This is a genomic window from Shewanella sp. A32 (assembly GCF_029167175.1).
In the GTDB taxonomy this organism is placed as follows: domain Bacteria; phylum Pseudomonadota; class Gammaproteobacteria; order Enterobacterales; family Shewanellaceae; genus Shewanella; species Shewanella yunxiaonensis.
The window spans coordinates 1-21,486 of sequence record NZ_JARFTS010000028.1 but is presented as its reverse complement, the minus strand read 5'-3'; the positions used below and the strand labels follow the sequence as shown (position 1 = coordinate 21,486).

21 protein-coding genes and 1 riboswitch are annotated in these 21,486 nt (G+C 46.7%); all 21 genes read left to right on the top strand.

All coding sequences use genetic code 11. The features are described from left to right. The first annotated feature begins 1 nt into the window (after position 1). Positions 2-352 carry a FliM/FliN family flagellar motor switch protein gene (locus PY479_RS15725; RefSeq protein WP_275484333.1) on the top strand — a complete coding sequence of 117 codons (351 nt, stop codon included), beginning with the start codon at positions 2-4 and terminating at the stop codon, positions 350-352. Continuing rightward, on the top strand, positions 345-1,094 hold the full coding sequence (gene fliP, locus PY479_RS15720; RefSeq protein WP_275484332.1) for a flagellar type III secretion system pore protein FliP: 750 nt from the start codon (positions 345-347) through the stop codon (positions 1,092-1,094). The genes PY479_RS15725 and fliP overlap by 8 nt, the downstream gene beginning before the upstream one ends. Then, a complete protein-coding gene (locus PY479_RS15715; RefSeq protein WP_275484331.1) occupies positions 1,091-1,360 on the top strand; it encodes a flagellar biosynthetic protein FliQ in 270 nt (89 codons plus the stop codon). The genes fliP and PY479_RS15715 overlap by 4 nt, the downstream gene beginning before the upstream one ends. Further along, positions 1,357-2,136, top strand: coding sequence for a flagellar biosynthetic protein FliR (fliR, locus tag PY479_RS15710; protein WP_275484330.1), 780 nt, complete (start codon positions 1,357-1,359; stop codon positions 2,134-2,136). Before PY479_RS15715 ends, fliR begins: the two co-directional genes overlap by 4 nt. A gap of 3 nt (positions 2,137-2,139) precedes the next feature. Continuing rightward, positions 2,140-3,273: a flagellar biosynthesis protein FlhB gene (gene flhB, locus PY479_RS15705; RefSeq protein ID WP_275484329.1), complete on the top strand. Its 1,134-nt coding sequence runs from the start codon at positions 2,140-2,142 to the stop codon at positions 3,271-3,273. Between the two features lie 17 nt (positions 3,274-3,290). Next, positions 3,291-5,363, top strand: a complete 2,073-nt coding sequence (flhA, locus tag PY479_RS15700; RefSeq protein WP_275484328.1) for a flagellar biosynthesis protein FlhA — start codon at positions 3,291-3,293, stop codon at positions 5,361-5,363. Positions 5,364-5,505: 142 nt separating this feature from the next. Further along, positions 5,506-5,592, top strand: a riboswitch (cyclic di-GMP riboswitch). 105 nt (positions 5,593-5,697) lie between these two features. Then, positions 5,698-6,585, top strand: a complete 888-nt coding sequence (locus tag PY479_RS15695; RefSeq protein WP_275484327.1) for an OmpA family protein — start codon at positions 5,698-5,700, stop codon at positions 6,583-6,585. Next, entirely contained in the window at positions 6,582-7,877 is a 1,296-nt protein-coding gene (locus tag PY479_RS15690; protein ID WP_275484326.1) for a sigma-54 dependent transcriptional regulator, read from the top strand. The genes PY479_RS15695 and PY479_RS15690 overlap by 4 nt, the downstream gene beginning before the upstream one ends. Positions 7,878-7,896: 19 nt before the next feature. After that, positions 7,897-8,208, top strand: coding sequence for a flagellar hook-basal body complex protein FliE (locus PY479_RS15685; RefSeq protein ID WP_275484325.1), 312 nt, complete (start codon positions 7,897-7,899; stop codon positions 8,206-8,208). 10 nt (positions 8,209-8,218) lie between these two features. Beyond that, a complete protein-coding gene (gene fliF, locus PY479_RS15680; RefSeq protein ID WP_275484324.1) occupies positions 8,219-9,961 on the top strand; it encodes a flagellar basal-body MS-ring/collar protein FliF in 1,743 nt (580 codons plus the stop codon). Beyond that, on the top strand, positions 9,942-10,958 hold the full coding sequence (locus PY479_RS15675) for a FliG C-terminal domain-containing protein (protein WP_275484323.1): 1,017 nt from the start codon (positions 9,942-9,944) through the stop codon (positions 10,956-10,958). The genes fliF and PY479_RS15675 overlap by 20 nt, the downstream gene beginning before the upstream one ends. A gap of 3 nt (positions 10,959-10,961) precedes the next feature. Next, on the top strand, positions 10,962-11,588 hold the full coding sequence (locus PY479_RS15670; RefSeq protein ID WP_275484322.1) for a FliH/SctL family protein: 627 nt from the start codon (positions 10,962-10,964) through the stop codon (positions 11,586-11,588). Further along, entirely contained in the window at positions 11,578-12,906 is a 1,329-nt protein-coding gene (locus tag PY479_RS15665; protein WP_275484321.1) for a FliI/YscN family ATPase, read from the top strand. Before PY479_RS15670 ends, PY479_RS15665 begins: the two co-directional genes overlap by 11 nt. Further along, on the top strand, positions 12,893-13,303 hold the full coding sequence (locus PY479_RS15660) for a hypothetical protein (RefSeq protein ID WP_275484320.1): 411 nt from the start codon (positions 12,893-12,895) through the stop codon (positions 13,301-13,303). Before PY479_RS15665 ends, PY479_RS15660 begins: the two co-directional genes overlap by 14 nt. A gap of 722 nt (positions 13,304-14,025) precedes the next feature. After that, positions 14,026-14,934 (top strand): sulfate adenylyltransferase subunit CysD, encoded by a 909-nt coding sequence (gene cysD, locus PY479_RS15655; RefSeq protein ID WP_212596538.1) that lies wholly within the window; start codon positions 14,026-14,028, stop codon positions 14,932-14,934. A gap of 56 nt (positions 14,935-14,990) precedes the next feature. Further along, positions 14,991-16,400 (top strand): sulfate adenylyltransferase subunit CysN, encoded by a 1,410-nt coding sequence (gene cysN / locus PY479_RS15650; protein ID WP_275484319.1) that lies wholly within the window; start codon positions 14,991-14,993, stop codon positions 16,398-16,400. Positions 16,401-16,435: 35 nt separating this feature from the next. After that, positions 16,436-18,172, top strand: a complete 1,737-nt coding sequence (locus PY479_RS15645) for an SLC13 family permease (RefSeq protein WP_212595938.1) — start codon at positions 16,436-16,438, stop codon at positions 18,170-18,172. 24 nt (positions 18,173-18,196) lie between these two features. After that, positions 18,197-18,814, top strand: coding sequence for an adenylyl-sulfate kinase (gene cysC / locus PY479_RS15640; protein ID WP_275484318.1), 618 nt, complete (start codon positions 18,197-18,199; stop codon positions 18,812-18,814). Between the two features lie 13 nt (positions 18,815-18,827). Continuing rightward, on the top strand, positions 18,828-19,790 hold the full coding sequence (locus tag PY479_RS15635) for a DHH family phosphoesterase (protein ID WP_275484317.1): 963 nt from the start codon (positions 18,828-18,830) through the stop codon (positions 19,788-19,790). Positions 19,791-19,848: 58 nt separating this feature from the next. After that, positions 19,849-21,012, top strand: coding sequence for a nucleotide sugar dehydrogenase (locus PY479_RS15630; RefSeq protein WP_275484316.1), 1,164 nt, complete (start codon positions 19,849-19,851; stop codon positions 21,010-21,012). 55 nt (positions 21,013-21,067) lie between these two features. Next, positions 21,068-21,486 (top strand): SDR family NAD(P)-dependent oxidoreductase (locus PY479_RS15625; protein ID WP_275484315.1); only part of this gene is annotated, 419 nt, incomplete at its 3' end.

The following is a 21,486-nucleotide window of genomic DNA, read 5'->3' as shown; positions in this document are numbered from 1 at the left end:
AATGACAGATAATTTGGATGCAGCATTAGCAGAACTGGATGCGCTGGATATCGATGAGTTGACGGAAAATGAGGTACCTCAAACTAAAAATATGGGGGCCGACATGACTTTCTTCCGCGACGTGCCGTTGACTATTACCCTTGAGGTTGCCAGCACCGAGCTGACGCTTGGTGAACTCAGTAAAGTCCGTGACGGCGATGTTCTGCCGTTAGATAAAGCGGCCGGCGAACCTTTGGATGTCATGGTTAACGGTGTCGCTTTTGCTAAGGCAGAAGTGGTGCTGGTGGATGGGGCTTACGGTATCCGTTTTTTACCACAGCAAGCGACTAATGAAACGGGTTCTGATGAGTAAATCTGTGATACGCAGCGTGCTGTTATTTGCGGGTTTGGCATTCTCGTTCGGCGCTGGTGCCCAGGATGTCACCTTGTTTTCGCTGCATAATACTGCTGATGGCCAGGATTATAACGTTAAGTTGCAGATCCTGTTGCTGATGTCGCTATTGACATTGTTGCCCGGTATTTTAATGGTCGCAACTTCTTTTACCCGCATCGTCATTGTGCTGGCAATCTTGCGACAAGCATTAGGGTTACAGCAAAGTCCTCCTAACCGTGTACTTATTGGTATCGCTTTGATGCTAACCATGCTGATCATGCGGCCTGTGTGGCAGGACATTTATCAAAACGCCTACAAGCCGCTGCAAAGTGAGCAAATCACTACCGAGCAGTCGTTGGCGCGTGCGGCCGTGCCACTACGTAAATTTATGCTGGCACAAACCCGTGAAAATGAAATGCAGCAGGTGCTGAGAATTGCGGGCGAACCCTCCGATCTGAAGCCAGAAGATGTGCCATTGGATGTGTTGGTCCCGGCGTTCCTGTTGAGCGAGCTGACAACTGCATTCCAGATTGGGTTTATGTTGTTTATTCCGTTTCTGATCATTGATTTGGTTGTGGCAAGTGTCCTGATGTCAATGGGGATGATGATGCTGTCGCCCCTCATTATCAGTTTACCTTTCAAGCTGATGGTTTTTGTTCTAGCGGATGGTTGGTCCATGGTCGCGGGCACACTGGCGGCAACTTTTGGAGCTAACTGGTGAGCCCTGAACTGGCGGTACAGCTTATTGGTGATGCAGTGATTACCATCATCAAGATGTTACTGGTACTGATTGTGCCGGGACTGGTTGTTGGTGTGGTGGTCGCGATTATTCAAACTGCAACTTCAGTGCAGGAGCAAACACTTACATTCTTGCCTCGTATGTTGGTTACGTTGCTGACGTTGATATTCGCAGGGCATTGGATGATTGAAAGTTTCACTGACTGGTTTGCACGTTTATCACAGCTCATTCCGGGTGTATTTGGATGACACCGCTCATCTCTGTTAGCGGTAGCGATATCTTGCATCTGTTAGGTACCCTCTGGTGGCCCTTTGTGCGTCTTTCTGCGTTTTTTTGGGCAATGCCGGTCATGGATAATCCAGCATTACCTGTGAGGACCAGGATTTTATTGGCATTTTTCTTGTCTTTCGCCCTTGCAGGACAGATACCCGCCGCGCCTGACGTTGATCCATTTTCGCTGGCCATGGTGGCGTTGGCGACGGAGCAAGTGCTGTTTGGATTGATGATGGGGCTGGTGATGCGGATGCTGTTTGAAGTGTTTACCCAGGCAGGTCTCATTTTGTCAATGCAGATGGGCTTGTCGATGGCGATTGTGATGGATCCCGGCTCCGGTAACCAGGTATCGCTGCTTGGTAATCTATTGTGGCTGATGATAGCGCTGTTGTTTTTCGCGCTGAACGGGCATCTGCTAGCGCTACAAATGTTGGTGGACAGCTTTAAGTTATGGCCGGTAGGGCACAGTTTATATCAGTTGAACTTTGCCTCTGTCATCAACATGTTTGGCTGGATTTTTACATCGGCAATCATAGTAGCGCTGCCGGCGGTGATCGCCATGTTACTAGTCAATATGACTTTCGGTATTGCCAGTCGCTCAGCGCCCTCGCTGAACCTGTTTACGTTCGGCTTTCCTGTGACGCTGCTGATGGGGTTCGTGGTGGTGTATCTGACTTTCGCTCAGGCGGGCAGCGTGTTCTCCGGCCTGTTGTTTGATGCTCTCGACGTCATGCGACGGCTAATGGGGTGATGTGTGGCCGATAACAATAGCTCCCAGGAACGTACCGAAAAACCCAGTGAACGACGCCTTAGAGAAGCCCGTAAAGAAGGTCAGATCGCCAGATCCCGTGAGTTGAATACCGCAGTATTAATGATGGTCGGTATTGCAGCATTTTTATGGTTCGCTGATGGCCTGATGCAGATGGTGCTGGTTGTGATGCGTCAAACGATGCAGTTGGACCAATCACTGTTGCACGATACCCGACAAATGGGGTTGGGATTGTCCGCGGCACTGATTGAGATGCTGAAAAATCTGGTGCCAATGTTAGTGGTAATTTTTGTTGCCATGTGGATCGCTGCATCTTTGCCGGGCGGGGTCATTTTTTCATGGAACCTGCTGGCATTTAAGGCGAGTAGACTGAGTCCGCTAAAAGGACTATCGCGGATTATGGGTAAGAGCAGTCTGCTGGAATTATTAAAGTCAGTCATCAAAATTGGGTTATTGATGGGCAGTATGACGGCATTTTTGATACAGCTGATCAACCGCTTGGTGACCATGCAAAGCGAGTCGTTGCGGATGTCGATTCATGAGGGATTCCAGTTGCTGTTTTTTACGCTGTTGTTAATGGCGACGTTATTACTTTTGGTCGCGGCGATTGATATTCCATTTCAATACAAAAGTGTTTTGGACAAGATCAAGATGACCCGCCAAGAGGTCAAAGAAGAGCGTAAGACCTCTGATGGTAACCCATTAATCAAGAGCCGTATTCGTCAGATTCAGTACCAGTTTGCGCGACGTCGCATTGAAGAACGAGTACCCAAAGCTGATGTGATAATTACTAACCCGACCCACTTTGCTGTTGCATTACGTTACTCAGAAAAGGATGCCAAAGCACCTTATGTCGTGGCTAAAGGGGTTGATGAAATGGCGCTGCGTATTCGTGCCATAGGAACGCAACATCAAAAGGAAATTCTAGAAATCCCGGCGTTAGCCCGGGCAATTTACTGGTCAACCCGGGTCGATCAGGAAGTGCCATCAGTACTGTATACCGCGGTAGCCTATGTGTTGACTTATGTTGTACAGCTGAAGGCATATAAGGCCGGGCGTGGCAGCAAGCCTGCGCCAATACCAGAACTGAAAATTCCCAAAAATTTAGCTAAAAATTAATACGTTGGAGAAGACAATTGAACTGGCGTAACTTCACCAGACCTTATACTGCAATTCCGATTTTGTTGCTGGCAATCCTGGCAATGGTGATCCTACCGTTGCCAGCCTGGGTGCTGGACACGCTGTTTACCTTCAATATCGTCCTGTCCATCATGGTGTTGTTGGTTGCCGTTTCGAGTCGTAAGCCGTTGGATTTTTCGGCATTCCCTACCATTTTGCTGGTGGCCACCCTGATGCGACTGACCTTGAACGTTGCGTCGACTCGTGTGGTTTTACTCCATGGGCATGAGGGCGCTGACGTTGCCGGACGGGTGATCCAGTCTTTTGGTGAAGTGGTTATCGGCGGCAACTATGTTGTCGGCATTGTGGTGTTTGCCATTCTGATGGTGATGAACTTTGTGGTGATCACCAAAGGTGGCGAACGTATTTCAGAGGTTGCTGCCCGCTTTACACTGGATGCGATGCCCGGTAAGCAGATGGCAATTGATGCTGATCTCAACTCTGGTCTGATTGGTCCTGAACAGGCCAAGAATCGCCGGGTAGAGGTTTCTCGTGAAGCCGATTTTTACGGCTCTATGGATGGGGCCTCCAAATATGTTCGCGGTGATGCAATTGCTGGATTAATCATTCTGGTAATCAACTTACTTGGTGGTGTCAGTATTGGGGTGTTCCAGCATGACTTGAGCATGGGCGAAGCTTTTCAGCGTTTTGCACTGCTCACCATCGGTGATGGTTTAGTTGCGCAGATCCCATCATTGTTACTGGCTGTCGCTTCCGCCATCATCGTCACCCGGATGAATGATGACGAGGATATGTCAGAGGCGGTAGGGGGACAGTTGTTGGCATCTCCGAAGGTTGTCGCAACTGCTGCCGGTATCATGATTGTGCTCGGGATTGTGCCAGGAATGCCAATGCTGGCATTCGGAAGTTTTGGCCTCGTATTGTTTTATGTCGCTTGGCGCTTGTATAAACGGGTGCCGGCTGATGAGCTCGCTCAAGTTGAAAAGCTCACAGAAACGATTGCTGAAAACCAGCAGCCTCTGAGTTGGCAGGACATCCCCCATGTGGATCGGATTTCTGTCGAGCTTGGTTTTATGTTGGTGTATTTGGCAGAAAAAGATAAGGGCGAGGAACTGATTAGTACCCTTCGCGGCATCCGTAAAACGTTATGTGAACAATTGGGATTCCTATTACCTGAAGTACGGATCCGTGACAATTTAAAACTCAATCCACAAGAGTACCGCATATTGCTGTCCGGGGTACCGGTTGCCGGTGGAACGTTAAAGCCTCAGCATGTGTTGGCGCTTGAAACTGGCGATGTTTATGGACAGTTGGATGGAGAGGTTACTCGTGATCCCGCATATGGACTCAACGCTGTTTGGATCAAGTCGGAAGATAAATCCCGAGCGCTAAACATGGGATATTCTGTGGTTGATCTGGCGACGGTGATTGCGACTCATGCGGGTAAAGTTATCAAAGGAGCATTGGATGAGCTGTTTTTGTTTGAAGATGTTAAACATTTCAACAAGCGTGTGAAAGATGTGGCTCCTGAACTGGCCGCGACACTGGAAAAAGTATTATCAGAAAGTATTCAGCTTAAAGTTTTTCGTTACTTGCTACGGGAACTTGTGTCCATAAAAGATGCTGTTACCGTTGCCAGTACGCTGGTTGATAGCGCCGATATCACCAAAGATCCAATATTACTTGCTGCCGATGTTCGCTGTGCACTGCAACGAGCAATTACCCGGCAGTTGATGGGGGAACAGGATGAACTGGCTGCCTATAGCTTAGATAATAAGCTGGAACAAACGCTGCAAAGTTCTTTGAACCAGGCGATGCAGGCCGGCAAGGTGGCTTTAGATAGCTTTCCGGTTGCCCCAAATCTGCTGCAACAGTTTCAACGCATGATGCCTGTAGTGCAGCAGGAAATGCAAAAACAGGGGATGACTCCGGTATTGGTTGTTATTCCACAACTCCGTCCTTTATTGGCCAGATATGCGAAGACATTTACGCATAATTCACTTGTAGTACTCTCTTACAATGAAATACCTGACAATGTCAGAGTCAATGTGATGGGGGCATTAGGTTAGGTCAAATTTTTGTCATCATGCTGAAAAATGACAAGGAAAGTGTAAAATAGTGTGAAGGAATATTGATTATTGGATTAGCTTATAATACTTTAGTAAAAGAACTACAGTGTTATGTAAATTTTCATAGTGAATAATTGCTAAGGCAATTAAATAGCAAACCAGATGAAAATTTGGGACGCAAAGCCTCCGGTCTACGTTTGTTAACAAATATGATAGCGGGGTTACATTAACTTAGCGGTAGATCTTATCTGGCGTAATGCCTATCTTTCTTCCGCTGTTATTAATATTACTGGGCCAGGAATTTTCTTGGTCAGTGATTTTTTATGGAATAAAAATGTCTTTTTCGTACTGGAGAGTTATTCTGCCAGCATGTTTCTTGCTGCCATTAATAACAATAACGAATGTTTTGGCTAAGGAAAGTTGGCAACAGACTTACGAAAACGGCGTTTGGGATTTAAAGTCAAATAAATTTAAGTGCTCTATGTCACAAAATTTTGATGGCGTGGCGGATGTTTATATTGTTCAAACGCCAGAATATAAAGCTCGGATAATTTTAAAGCTGAAAATTCCTGAAAAAAAAATCTCTTTAGCAACGCTAAAATTTAAGCCTGCGGATTGGAAAAATCACTCAGATCCTACCTATCAATCAACTTATGAAGGTAATGTTAAAGATTTATCAATTATTTATGACAATGTTGCTGGTGAGGCTCTGAATGTTGTAGCGGCAGGTGATTGGCTGGATTTCGAATTGCATTCGGAGAGTAATAGTAAAGACATAATATTCACTAATCTCCGAGGTGTTTCAGCGGTTACTGCGTTCCAAGATTGTGTGACTAATATGGCACCTATGTCGTGGGAAAGTGCTAGAGATAATGAATTCTTTTTTGAAAAAGGTAGCGAAAATCTTTCTTCAGAATTAGACCTAAAAAAATTGAAGGATTTAGTTAGTTATATTCATATAGATAATAAAGTTACTAAAGTATTGATTGATGGTTATACCGATAATGTAGGAGATCGTATCGCCAATCGACAACTTTCTCAGCAGCGAGCAGATGAAATTGCTTCAAGATTGGTCGAGTTTGGGTTGAAACCTTCACAACTGGAAGTGAGGGCACATGGAAGTCGTTATCCTGTAATTAATAATGACGAAAAAGGTAATGGATTAAATAGAAGGGTATCAGTAAGACTTATCCGCAAGGATAATGGAGTAGTAACACGATGAAAGATAATTGTGTCTTGTGGTTATCAGGGAAAAAGCCAAAAACTGATGAAGTCGCCTGTTTTAATAATGAATCATTATATTTAAAACATGCGAAGGACCTTTATCTCGATGGGTTAACTGAAGCGCCTGAAATTATATTCATTGATTTTGTTAATTATCCAAACATTGTTAATGATTGGGTAAAAAATATACATCATCGATTCCCCGTCACTCCCATCATCGTGATTGTAGAGTCCTCTCAGAGCCAATTGGCGTCGGATGCACTGTCTTGTGGTGCGGTAGATTATTTATTACGGCCATTCAGTTGTACTCAATTGCTTACCTCGGTGCGCAACGCCCGTTTCATGCTCAAAAACATGCAAGATATGGTGGCGGTATCGCAAGCCAGCCAGAAAGTTTTGCGTCTTGCTAACCGGGCTGCTCAGACCAATAACACTACCGTGCTCATCCAAGGTGAATCCGGAACTGGTAAGGAAAAATTAGCGCAGTTTATCCATCAGATGTCGGCGAGAAGAGATAAAGCTTTTGTGGCTGTTAACTGTGCCGCCATTCCTGACAATATGCTTGAAGCCATGTTGTTTGGTTATGCCAAAGGAGCATACACCGGCGCCGTCAATGCTGCCGCAGGCAAATTTGAATTGGCTAATGGCGGCACCTTGTTGTTGGATGAGATCTCTGAATTACCTCTGGAGTTGCAAGGCAAGTTACTGCGCGTCCTTCAAGAACGAGAAGTTGAACGTCTCGGCAGCCACAGTAAAGTCAGCTTGGATGTCAGAGTAATTGCTTCCTGCAACAAAGATTTGCGCGAATTGGTGAGCCAGGGGGCGTTTCGTGAGGACCTTTATTATCGCCTCGATGTGTTGCCCTTGTGTTGGCCTGCGCTCAGACAGCGTATGGAAGACGTGATCCCGCTAGTGCAGTATTTTATCCGCAAATATGGTGAAGACCGCTATTACCTGAGTGATTCAGCGCGTGAAGTGCTGATGAGTTATGACTGGCCGGGTAATGTCCGCGAGTTAGAAAACGTTATTCAGCGTGCGGTGGTCATGGCGCGAGGAATGGAACTGCAGGCTGAGGATCTGGGCTTGCCGCTGCAGCAACTCAACCGTGACGAAAAATGCCTGCAACACACACGCAAGCAGGCAGAATTCGACTATATCTATGATTTACTTCAACGTTTTAATGGACACCGAAGTCGTACCGCAGAAGCTCTCGGAATGACTACCCGTGCACTGAGATACAAGTTAGCGGCAATGAGAAAAAATGGCATCGATATCGATGCCATAGCATAAACATACAGGTACGTTAAACATGGAACCAATATCAACGCAGAACCTTTTGCTCAATCGCATGAATCAAATGGAACTCATGGCCGAGAATGGTGCGATTGCACCGGCGAATAACAGCGGCATCCAACAAGATTTTATGCAAGTGGTTAGAGATGTTAACGCTCAGCAGAATCTGGCATCAGAAATGATGCAGGCAGTCGATACTGGCGCTTCTCAGGACGTGGTCGGTGCCATGGTCACAAGTCAGAAGGCCAACCTCAGTTTCAATATGTTGATGGAAGTACGTAATAAGGTCCTCTCGGGTTTCGATGACGTTATGCGTATGACTTTGTAGGTGGTGATTGATGAAGGGTGTAGTGGCAACCAAAGATGAACATTTTTCTGGTAATCGTGGATTAAAGGAGAAGGTCGTTAATCTGTCGGGTAAGTTTGGTTGGCCACAGAGTGGTGACAGAAGTCTGGCATCCATTGCCCTTCTGGCAACGCTAGTAGCCGCGGCCATCGTGATTATTTTATGGACCTCTGCCAAAAACTATGTACCGCTCTATGGTAATCAGGAACATTACGATAAAGCCAGCATCTTAGAAATCCTCGATAAAGAGAAGTTTCCATTTCGAATTGATACCGATACCGGCAATATTATGGTGCCGCAGGATAAACTGGCTGATGCTAGGATCACCTTGGCCGCCCGTGGTATCAAAGCGGCATTGCCTGACGGTATGAGTAGTATCAACAGCAAGGTGCAGATGGGCACCAGCCAATTTATGGAAACCAAACAGTACCAGCATGCACTGGAAGGTGAACTGGCGCGTACCATCATGAATATGACCGGTATTCAAAGTGCCCGGGTTCATCTGGCTATTCCCAAACGTAGTCTATTTATCGGCCGCAAAGAGGAACTTCCTGGTGCGTCGGTCATGATCGACCTCGCCCCCGGTTACGAGCTAAAGCAACAGCAGGTAGAGGCTATTGTTAGTTTGGTCGTAGGTAGTATTCCTGGCCTTGATCGGCGCTCTGTCTCGGTTGTGGATCAAAAAGGGGAACTGTTGACGGCGGAACTGTTTGACGATTCGCCGGTTGGCAAAGATTCCAACAGGAAACTGCAATTTATTAATAAGCTAGAGCAGGATATTGAACAGAGAGCAGCAATTATGTTGTTGCCGATTGTTGGTGAAGGCAACTACCGGATCCAGGTATCTGCAGATGTGGATTTCAGTGTCGTTGAAGAAACCAAGGAAACGCTTGACCCTAATACGATAGTGAAGTCAGAGAATACCAAGACCGGTACGTCTCAGGACGATCTGGCGATGGGTATCCCGGGGTCTTTGGCAAACAATCCTCCAATTGCTAGCCCCAATGGTCAACAGGCTAATGCCAATCCGAATGGCCGTACTAGCCAGAAACAAGAAGCGCAACGCACATTTGATAGTGGTCGTTCAGTTACGCACACTCGCTATGAAGTGGGTAGACTCAAAGCCATGAGTGTTTCAGTGCTGGTCAATGATGCTGCCGCGGGTAAGGGGGGGTGGACAGATGCAAGACTGACATCACTCGGTGACATGGTGCGGACGGCCACTGGCTTCAATGCTCAGCGTGGTGATAAGTTTAATATCTCCAGCTTTCAGTTTGTTGAGGCGGATGTTGCGGGTTCTACAGATACAACGCCATGGTGGCAGTTGCCGATCATGCAGGAATATGCTCGATACCTTTTCGGTACGCTGATTGCGTTGGCGTTGATTTTCTTTGGCGTCAGACCGTTAGTGAGCCATTTGGTTAAGGGAAAACGTCACAATAGTGAAGCCAACCCGCAATTACTGGCTCAGCAACACAGCAGTGATGGCAAACTGGATGATTTTGACGCTACAACGTCAAATAAGACTGCCGCATCGACTGAAATCGCTAAGTCACAGAACAAAGCTGCCACAGAGGATGAAATTCCTACCATGGCATTACCTAAAGCCGGGGCTTTGTTTGAAGAGCAGGTCGCACATATGCAGTACCTAGCCAATAAAGAATCTGACCGTGTCACTGCGGTAATTAAAGCCTGGGTAGAACGAGGAATAGAAATTGAATCCAGTAAGTCCTGACGTCAGGGAGTTATCTGAGCTCGACCAAGCGGCCATTTTATTGCTAAGCATGGGGGAAGATAACGCCGCTAATGTGATTCGGCGCCTCGGTAAGGGCGAAGTCAAAGCGCTGTCTGAACGCATGGCTAAAATCGCACACATTACGCAAGAGGACATGAGCCAGACACTGCAGCACTTCTTTGACAGCTACCGCAATGAGAGTGGCGTGAGCGGCGCATCGCGTCGTTACCTTGAAAAGGCGCTGGATAAGGCCGTCGGTTGCAAGCTAGCGCGTGGAATGCTTGATGATATTTATGGTGTCACTTTAATCGAAGAGTTACGCCGTCTGGAATGGGTGCCTTCCGAGCTAATTGCGAGGTTTTTAGAAGAGGAACATGCACAGATGCAGGCATTGATCCTGGCATTTTTACCGCCGGAGCAAAGTTCAGCAGTGCTGGCACTATTACCGCAGGATCGCCATGAAGATCTGTTATTTCGCATCGCCGGAATGCGTGAAGTGAGTGAACCTATTATTGATGATTTACGTTTTGCTCTGGAGCGCTGTATCGATTTTGTCGGGCAGCAAACGGGTGCCAGAGTCGACGGTGTCGAGAAAGTTGCTGAGATTGTAAACCGCTACAATGGCAATAAAGCAGAGATTATTGCCTTGCTGCGGCAACACGATAAACAAACTGCAACAGCCATTGAAGAACGGATGTTTGATTTCGAGACGATTGCCTTGCAGACAGAAGAGGTACGGGTACAGCTAATGAATGAAATTTCAGATGAGCTGTGGATTGTCGCGCTCAAAGGCGCTAAAGCTGAATTTATTCAGTCAATCTTGGATGCCTTGCCAAAACGTCTCGCGCAGGTTTATCAGCAACAACTTGATGGTTTAGCACCGCAGCCGGTCAGAAAAGTAGAGTCTGCTCGTGCAGAGATCATGAAGATCATTCGCCAGATGATGAGTGAGGGTACCATTGATTATCGGCTCTATCAGGAAGATGTGCTGGGGTAACGCATGTCAGATCTATTCCAGTTTCCAGAAATTATTCGTCCGGAGTCTCAGTTAACGCTGCAGCAACGGCTTGAAGATGCCTATCAGAAAGGCGTGAATGATGGACGATTAGCCGGTGAGGAACTTGGGCGGCAGTGGGCGACTGATGAACTTAGAGCCGAGATGGAAATGCAGTGCCAAAAGCAATTGCAACAACAGAAAATCGCCATTGAAGCGGATAATTGTCAGCAGTTGGCGCAACTGATGAATGGCGTCAAATTACAATTGCAAATCAACTCGTCACAGTTAAGTGAAGATCTATACACCCTGATCCGCGAGTTGGCTCAGACCGTCATTGAAAGTGAGTTGTCTGGACAACCACAGTCTTATCTAACTGCGATTGAACGCACTCTGGAAGCGCTTCAAGGGCGTGACATAATTACCGCTATCAGTGTCGCTGCCAGTGATAACCAGTGGCTGAAAAGTCAGGGGGTGACTGATATTGATGGTATCCCGTTTCGGGTCGATGAATCCCTACCGGCAGGGCAGGTGCAGTTTGAAGGTGAAACACAACTGCATCAGCTGTCATTTCGTCAACGCCTGGCGGAATTACTGCAACAAATAAAGCCAATATTGACCGATGCAGACTGAATGGCAACAGCGCCTGCGGCTGGCTAGTGCCGCGATTAAACCCCCTCAGCGATTCCAAAGTTATGGGCGACTGTTGAGCATCAACGGCCTGACCCTGACGGTTAAAGGGGGGCGGCTATCTCTTGGACAACGCTGCCAAGTGGAAGGCGGACAACAGTGGTTTGATGCTGAAGTGATCGGATTTGATCAGGAACAGGCATTCCTGATGCCACTGGCTGCCGTTTCTGGGCTTTATGCTGGCGCCAAAGTGAGGGTGACTGAGAATTCCGATCAACTGCCGGTAGGCGAATCGTTGATGGGGCGCGTTGTCGATGGACTGATGCGGCCAATAGATGGCCTAGGGGAAATCGATGCGCCACGACAAACGCTTTATGCCCCGCATCTGAGCCCCATGCAGCGGCGTGGTGTAGAACAACCGCTAGACGTGGGAATTCGGGCGCTTAACGGTCTATTTACCGTGGGGAAAGGACAACGTATTGGCTTGTTCGCTGGCTCTGGCGTTGGCAAAAGTAAACTGTTAGGCATGATGACCCGCTATACTGCCGCCGATGTGGTGATTGTCGGCCTGATTGGCGAGCGTGGTTGGGAAGTCCGCGATTTTATTGAACATGCTCTAGGACCGGAAGGTCGCAAAAAAGCCATTGTAGTGGCAGCACCCGCGGATCAGTCCCCGTTGTTACGGTTACGCTCTGCTGAACTCAGCCACAAGCTTGCGGCCTATTTCCGTGAGCAGGGTAAAAATGTATTGCTGCTGATGGATTCGCTAACGCGCTACGCCCAGGCTCAGCGCGAAATTGGCTTATCGCTTGGCGAGCCGCCTGCCACCAAAGGTTATCCTCCCTCGGTATTCAGTAAGCTTACTAGTCTGGTGGAAAGCTCAGGTAACAGTAATAGTTCTCGCGGCAGCATGACGGCCATATACACCGTACTGGCTGAAGGTGATGATCCGCAGGATCCGATAGTTGATAGCACCCGAGCGATACTTGATGGCCACATTGTGCTGCGTCGCTCATTGGCGGAACAGGGACATTTCCCGGCCATTGATATCGGCGCCTCTATTAGTCGGGTAATGCCTCAGATAGTGAGTGAAGCTCATCTTCAGGCCTGTTATCGGCTGAAACGTTTGTATAGCCGCTATCAACAGGTCCAGGAGCTTATTCCACTCGGTGCCTACCAGAAGGGTGAAGATGCAGAGTTGGATGCCGTCGTTAAACGCTTCCCTGCTATCGAAGCCTTTTTATGTCAAGGGTTGAATGAACAATCAGTTTATGCCGATAGTCATCATCAGCTAATGGAGTTAATGCGTGAGTTCGCTTAGTCAGTATCTGGTGTTACAGCAGCAAAAGTTTGAGCGCATGCAGAGTCGCAGAACGCAACTGCTGAAAAGCCAGCAACTGGAACAAAGTCGCTTTGAACAGTTGCATGAACATATGGATGCGCTGTCGATCAATGGTGGCGGTTCGGCGCTTTATCTGCAGAATATGGGGGATATCAAATCCCAGATGCAGCAGCTATGTGAGCAACAACAGCGGCGGGTGATGGAGGCTTCTCAGGAATACCGTTTACAGCAACGAGCCTGCTTGCAACAGGCGAGTTTCAATCTGGGGCTACAGCATATGCTGACACAGCGAGCAGACGCCGTCAAAAAGCAGCAGCAACTAATAGAACAAAAGCAACTAGATGAACTTGTGTGCGGGTATCATTCGAGGAGCTAGCATATCAAAAGGTGCAAAAATAACGGCCTGTAGCTGCTAACTTATTTGTTTTTATAATATGACTGTGTCGGCATGCAGATGGGCTATCAGAAAGTAATTCAGTTGGATTAGTGATGTGAATGGTCACTTCGCCGCTAACTAAGTCCTGGTAAGGCCCATACAATATTTAACGTGATTCATATTTCAAAACCAACAGTTGTCTTCCATTTTTGGATACCTACCTCGATTACCCATGCGCCTGTATAACCATAGACTGTTGTTAACAGTACAACCTTTGAGTTGTGTTCGTCTCAATCTTGGTAATCCATTGCCCTGTCAAGGCCGGCTATCTTAATCTTCTATATTTTCAGCGTTTTTCTATCATCGCTCCACTGCACGATACACAGCAACATGATGGCGACCAATATGGTTGCCGAAAATACTGTTGGATTGAATTCCCATAATTATTGGCTAATTCATGGCTCCTAATGCCTTTCCGTTTTAAATATGGTCGGTGGATTTACTTGAATTTATAGACTGTTAGGTTTTTACCGAGAAGGTTACTCTTTGTATATTCATTAATTGAATAATAAGTTCCAAAATTGAAGATTTAGAGTATATAGGCATCTGGTAGACTCCGCTTAAACAAACGCAAACATAGGCAAAGCCGCTGGTGTCAGTTAGTGTCATCAGATACTTTCACACCGGATTTTAGCGAGAGGTTAGGTGGAGTGGAACAAAGCATAAATCAGCAGCGCATGACGCATCTGAAGGCGCTGGAAGCTGAATCGATTCATATTATGCGTGAAGTCGCTGCCGAATTTGATAATCCGGTGATGTTGTACTCCATCGGCAAAGACTCTTCTGTCTTGCTGCATCTCGCTCGTAAAGCTTTTTACCCTGGCAAAATTCCTTTTCCTTTACTTCATGTTGATACCACCTGGAAGTTTCGAGAGATGATCCGCTTTCGTGATGAGATGGCGCAAAAGCACGGCTTTAAGCTTCTTGTACACACTAATCCGGAGGGGGTAAAACTCAACATTAATCCTTTTGATCATGGCAGTGCTAAACACACCGACGTCATGAAAACGCAGGCACTCAAGCAAGCGTTGGATAAGTATGGGTTTGATGCCGCCTTTGGTGGCGCGCGTCGTGATGAGGAGAAATCGCGTGCCAAGGAAAGGGTTTATTCATTTCGTGATAGTAAACATCGTTGGGACCCCAAGAACCAGCGACCTGAGTTGTGGCACATCTACAACAGTAAAGTAAATAAAGGTGAAAGTATCCGTGTATTCCCATTATCCAATTGGACTGAGTTGGATATCTGGCAATACATCTATTTAGAACATATTGAAATTCCAGATCTCTATTTCGCTGCTGAACGTCCTGTTGTTGAACGTGATGGCGCACTGATCATGGTGGACGATGAGCGTATGCCTTTGAAAGAGGGCGAAGTTCCGCAAATGCGTACCGTTCGTTTCAGAACCTTAGGCTGTTATCCACTTACCGGTGCCGTTGAATCGTCGGCATCAACGCTTCCCGAAATCATTCAGGAGATGCTACTGAGTACGACTTCTGAACGCCAAGGGCGGGTAATTGATCATGACAGTAGCGGCTCAATGGAGAAGAAAAAGATGGAAGGTTACTTCTGATCTTTTGGCGTAAACATTTCCATTGATACATGTGAGAAAGTAAGGAATTTAAATAAATGTCACCGAGTTCAGAATTAATTGCCACTGATATCGAAAGTTACCTGAAGATCCATGAAAACAAGGATATTTTGCGTTTTTTAACTTGTGGTAGTGTCGATGATGGGAAGTCCACCTTAATTGGCCGATTGCTGTATGACAGCAAAATGATTTTTGAAGATCAGATGGCCGCGATTGAGAAGGATTCCAAGCGGTTTAACACAACAGATGAAGCGTTTGATTTAGCCTTGCTGGTGGATGGTTTGCAGTCTGAGCGAGAGCAGGGGATCACTATCGATGTGGCTTATCGCTATTTCGCTACTGAACAGCGAAAATTCATTATTGCCGATACTCCCGGGCATGAACAGTACACGCGCAATATGGCCACTGGTGCTTCGACCTGTGATTTGGCCATTATTCTGATTGATGCCCGTCATGGCGTACAAGTTCAAACTCGACGTCACAGCTACATCTGTTCACAGCTCGGTATTAAACACGTGATCATCGCGATCAATAAGATGGATATCGTGAATTATGATCAGGACGTGTACCAGAAAATCAAAAAGGACTACCGTGATTTCGCCGAACAACTGAAGTTTAAAGATATCCGTTTTGTGCCAATTTCTGCACTGAAGGGCGATAACGTGGTGAATGAAAGTACCAATATGAGTTGGTACCCAGGTTCCCCGCTGTTGAAACTACTGAATACAGTAACGATCGACCGACGAGTCGCGGATGCCTTTCGATTTCAAGTGCAGTATGTAAACCGGCCCAATCTGGATTTTCGTGGCTTTAGTGGCACGGTGGCTTCTGGCGATATTCGTGTCGGTGACACAATTGCTGTGCTGCCTTCGGGGAAGCGCAGTCAGATTAAGTCAATTGTAACGTTCGACGGTGATTTGGAAAAAGCCTCTGCCGGCATGGCGGTTACCCTTACCTTAAATGACGAAATTGATGTCGGTCGTGGCGATATGCTGGTAAGGCCACATGAGCCCTGCTTAGTGAGTGACAGCTTCGATGCTGACGTGGTCTGGATGTCAGAGGAACCTCTTTATGCTGACCGGGAATATCTCATCAAAGCCGGTAGTAAACTTACGTCTGGTCATGTGCGAGCGGTGAATTTTAAGGTGGATGTCAACACCCTTAAGCACAGTGAGTCCAGGCAGTTGTCGCTCAACGAAATGGGCGAGTGTCGCTTCATTCTCAATGAAAAAATTCCTTTTGATCAATATGATGATAACCGTAATACCGGAGCATTTATCATCATTGATCGACTCACTAATGCCACTGTTGGCGCGGGAATGATTGGTCGAATCACTGAGTCGGCAGGCGCGTTACGCAAACAGTACAGTGAGTTTGAATTGGAGTTCAATGCGCTGATCCGTAAGCAATACCCACACTGGGGTGTGCGAGACATCAGCAAAGACTAGTGTCTATCGTTTACACATATATTGGATGGGAATGAATGACGCTAGACGCCTACCTGACGCTACTGTTGTTTGCGGCAACGATTGCTGGGCTTATCCGGTTCCAGACGCGCCCCGCTATGATCTTTGGCGGACTGTTGCTGTGTCTGGTCGCTTTCGGTCTGGTAAACAGACAGCAAATATTGTCGGGTATGGCGAATTCTGGGCTGGTGACACTGATCTTGTTGATGTTGTGTTCACTGGCCCTGGAGAAAACGCGTTTTTTGAGGCTGATAGCCACTAAAGTTATTGTTAAAAGTTACCGATCCAGCTGGTTGAGGCTGTTAGGGATCACCGCAGTGTGTTCAGCATTTCTGAATAACACTGCAGTGGTTGCTACGCTGATGGCTCCTATCCGCAATAATCCTTACCACAATGCCAGCCGTTTATTGTTGCCTTTGTCCTATGCCGCCATTCTAGGCGGCACAGTGACACTGATTGGGACCTCTACCAATCTGATAGTGAACAGTTTTTATATTAATGAAACCGGCAAATCTTTGCCCTTTTTCTCATTTGCAACGGTAGGCATTATTTTGGTGCTCGGGTGCGGCATCGTACTAGGATTTTGCAGTCGGTTCCTACCCGACAGTCGCACGAATGATCTGAGTCCCAAAGGCTATTTTATTGATGCAAAGGTGAGCAAAGGCTCGCCTCTAGTTGGTAAGAGTGTCGAAGTTAATGGTTTACGACATCTTGAATCGCTGTTTTTAGTCGAAGTGATCCGTAACGATCAATTGATATCCCCCGTTTCGCCGGCAGAAATTCTATATGAGGGCGACAGGCTGGTTTTTGCGGGTGACATTAATAAGGTGATGCAGCTACACCACTTCACTGGACTCAAATTGTTTGCCGATAAAGATGGACTGCTGAGTCGAGAACTGACGGAAGTGGTAGTGCGCCAGGAAAGTATTCTGGTGGGACGCACATTGAAGACTGTTGGTTTCCGGGCATTATTTGATGCCGCTGTAGTCGCTATCCGTCGTGATGGTCACAACATTTCAGGCAAACTTGGTGAGGTCACGATTGAAGCCGGTGATTTTCTGGTGTTGGCCGTCGGGGAAGATTATCGTCGGCGTCATAACATCTCGAAGAATTTCATCAGTGTTAGTGGTGTTGAACCGGATCAGAAACTCAGTGGTCGCTGTGAATGGTTGGCCATTGGCGGCTTTATTGCCGCAGTGACATTATCGGCATTAGGCGTCACAGATTTGATGCAGGCAATGTTGCTGTTACTCGGAGTATATATCTTCACTGGGTGTGTGACGGTAAATGAGCTGGCACGGCGCTTCCCATTAGATATCTGGTTAATCGTTTCAGTAGCAATTTTATTATCTTATGCTCTAGTTAACAGTGGGGTTACCGCTTGGTTCTCTCAGCAGGTCAAGGATTATGCGGTGGGTTTGGACCCTTTTTACCTCCTGTTGCTGACCTATATTGCAACCTGGTTGTTGACGGAAGTTGTGACGAATAATGCGGCAGCTGCACTGATGTTTCCGTTAGGTGTAGGTCTAGCCAAGGGACTGGGCGTCGATATTCTGCCCTTTGTGATGGTCGTCGCTTTTGCCGCCAGTGGTAGCTTTGTTAGCCCGTTTGGTTATCAAACGAATCTTATGGTCTATAACGCAGGTAAGTACCGCTTGACCCATTTTTTGAAGCTGGGGCTACCCGTGGCATTAACCTATGGCGCAATTGTAGTGTTGATGGTGCCGGAATTTTTCCCATTTAAGCCGGGATAACTGGCACCTGTGAAGGATGATTTTATGACAAATCAACATTCCCCTGATGTGGTCTGGCACCAGCATAACGTGAGTAAAAATGCGCGGGCCAATGCTAAAGGACATCGTAAACCAGCAGTGTTGTGGTTTACTGGATTGAGTGGCTCAGGCAAATCCACTATTGCCAATGCCCTTGAACAAAAGTTGTTTGAACTTGGGTATCACACCTATCTTTTAGATGGGGATAATGTGCGTCACGGCCTCAATAAAGACTTGGGGTTTAATGATGCTGACCGCGTTGAAAATATTCGCCGCATTGGTGAAGTCACCAAGTTGTTTGTCGATGCAGGTTTAATTGTGATGACAGCCTTTATCTCGCCTTTTCGTTCTGATCGTCAGCTGGTTCGTCAATTACATGCGGTAGGCGAGTTTATTGAGGTGTTTATCGATACGCCTTTGGCGGTGTGTGAACAAAGAGATCCCAAAGGCCTTTATATCAAAGCTCGTGCAGGTGAGATCAAGCACTTTACTGGCATTGATTCTGTCTATGAGGCGCCTTTAACACCGGATATTCATATAAAAACTGATGAAATGGATATTGATGCATGTGTAAGCGTTATTCTGCAATATCTGCAGAATGGCGAATATCTGATCCGACAATAGACGAGAAATTTCAATGCATTATGATGTGTTTAACGGTGATGCTGATGGCATTTTATCGTTAGTACAATTGCGCTTAGCTGAACCGAAAGACGCAGTTTTGGTTACAGGCGTCAAACGGGACATCGCATTACTTAAAAACGTCAAAGCTGCAGTCGGTGACACTGTGCAAGTTCTCGATATTTCGATGGAGAAAAACCTGCCAGCATTGAAAGATTTGTTGGCGAATGGCATACCCATAAGTTACATCGATCATCATCGTACTGGTGATATCCCGGATTCACCATTATTAGCTGTGCACATTGATTTGGCGCCTGACACTTGCACGGCGTTAATTGTAAATAAGTTATTGAATGGTCAGTTTCAGAAATGGGCGATTGCCGCTGCTTTTGGTGACAATATGGTGACTGCTGCCCGCCAGTTAGCTGCAGTGGAACACCTGAATGAAGATGATATCGTTTTCCTACAAGAACTTGGCACGTTGGTGAATTACAACGGCTATGGTAGTTCAACTGCAGATTTACACATCTCACCAGATAAGTTATTTCATCAGTTGGTGATGTACCGTTCACCTCTTGAATTACGCGAAAATCCCTCATCGCCATTTTATAAATTACAGGCAGCTTATCAGGCCGATATGGAAAATCTAGAAGCATTGTCACCGGTTCATGATGATCACACATTGATAATGTATCAATTGCCGGATGCTCCCTGGGCAAAACGTGTCAGCGGAGTGATGGGTAATGCATTAGCGAATGACAACCCTGATAAAGCCGTTGCAGTGGTCACCAACAATGCAGATGGCACCCTGATGATTTCATTACGAGCGCCAATTAACAATCGACAGGGAGCTGGCGATATTTGTAGCCAGTTTGCCACCGGTGGTGGAAGAGCAGCCGCGGCAGGAATAAATAGCCTGCCAGCGCAACAATTGCGCCAATTTAAGGAATCCGTCATAGCGTATTATGCTCACCGCTAGTATAGTTGTTGCCCTTAACTCTGGAATTGAAAATTAGAGCATAGGGAATAGAAAGGTTATGAAGATTGTTGTGGTGGGTACTGGGTATGTTGGCCTATCTAACGCTGTGTTGTTAGCACAGAAGCATGAAGTTGTTGCCATCGATGTTATTCAGGATAAAGTCGATTTAGTTAATGCCCGCAAATCACCTATCGCGGACCCGATGATTGAAGAGTATCTGGCGGAACGCCATCTGAACCTGACTGCTACATTGGATAAATCTGCATATAACGATGCGGATTTTGTCATCATCGCAACGCCTACCGATTACGACCCTAAAACCAACTACTTTAATACCAGCTCTGTAGAGTCGGTGATAAAGGATGTGGTTGCGGTCAACAAGGATGTCACCATTGTTGTTAAGTCAACGGTACCCGTTGGTTACACTCAAGAGATTAGAGAGTCCTTGGGGACTAATAATGTCATCTTCTCGCCAGAATTTTTGCGTGAAGGTAAGGCGTTATACGACAACCTCTATCCGTCTCGGATTATTGTCGGGGAGCGTTCTCAGCGGGCAGAGACATTTGCACGATTACTCGCAGATTGTGCCTTAAAGCCTGACATTCAGGTTTTATTTACCGACAGTACTGAAGCCGAAGCAATTAAACTGTTTGCCAACACCTTCTTGGCGATGCGTGTGGCATTTTTCAATGAGCTGGATACCTACGCTGACTCTCGCGGACTGGATACTCGTCAAATCATCGATGGCGTTTGTCTGGATCCTCGCATAGGCAGTCATTACAACAACCCCTCGTTCGGTTATGGTGGCTATTGTTTGCCGAAAGACACCAAGCAGCTATTAGCCAACTATAATGATGTGCCGAATAATTTGATTGCTGCGATTGTGGATTCCAACCGTACACGTAAAGACTTTGTCGCGGATTCCATTATTAGCCGCAAGCCGAAAATTGTGGGTGTGTACCGTTTGATCATGAAGAGCGGTTCCGACAACTTCCGCGCATCCGCGGTGCAGGGCGTGATGAAGCGGATCAAAGCGAAAGGGATTGAAGTGGTGGTATACGAGCCCGTGCTCAAAGAAGATCAGTTCTTCCACTCCCGAGTGATCCGCGATTTAAATGAGTTTAAAGCAATGTCTGATGTCATTATTTCCAACCGTATGATGGAAGAGTTGAAAGACGTTGCCGACAAAGTCTATACCCGCGACCTGTTCGGTCAGGACTAAGTGAGTTAAGTAACCCTTGTGATCGATGGGTTACCCATATTAAAGAGGTTTGGCAATGAAGTATTTGGTCACTGGTGCTGCGGGTTTTATTGGTGCTCGCGTGTCAGAAAAATTGTGTGAGGCCGGCCATCAGGTTGTCGGTATTGATAACCTCAATGACTATTATGACGTGAGTCTGAAGCAAGCCCGTCTCAGCAACTTGGCCAACTTTGACAAATTTCAATTTCTGAAACTGGACCTTGCCGATAGAGCGGGTATGGCAGCGTTGTTTGCCAAAGAACAGTTTCAGCGGGTGATCCATTTAGGCGCACAGGCGGGGGTTCGTTACTCCATCAGTAATCCCTTTGCTTACGCAGATAGTAACTTAGTCGGCACTTTATGTGTGCTGGAAGGTTGCCGTCACAATAAAGTGGAACACTTGGTCTACGCGTCCTCCAGTTCAACGTATGGCCTCAATAAAAAGATGCCATTTGC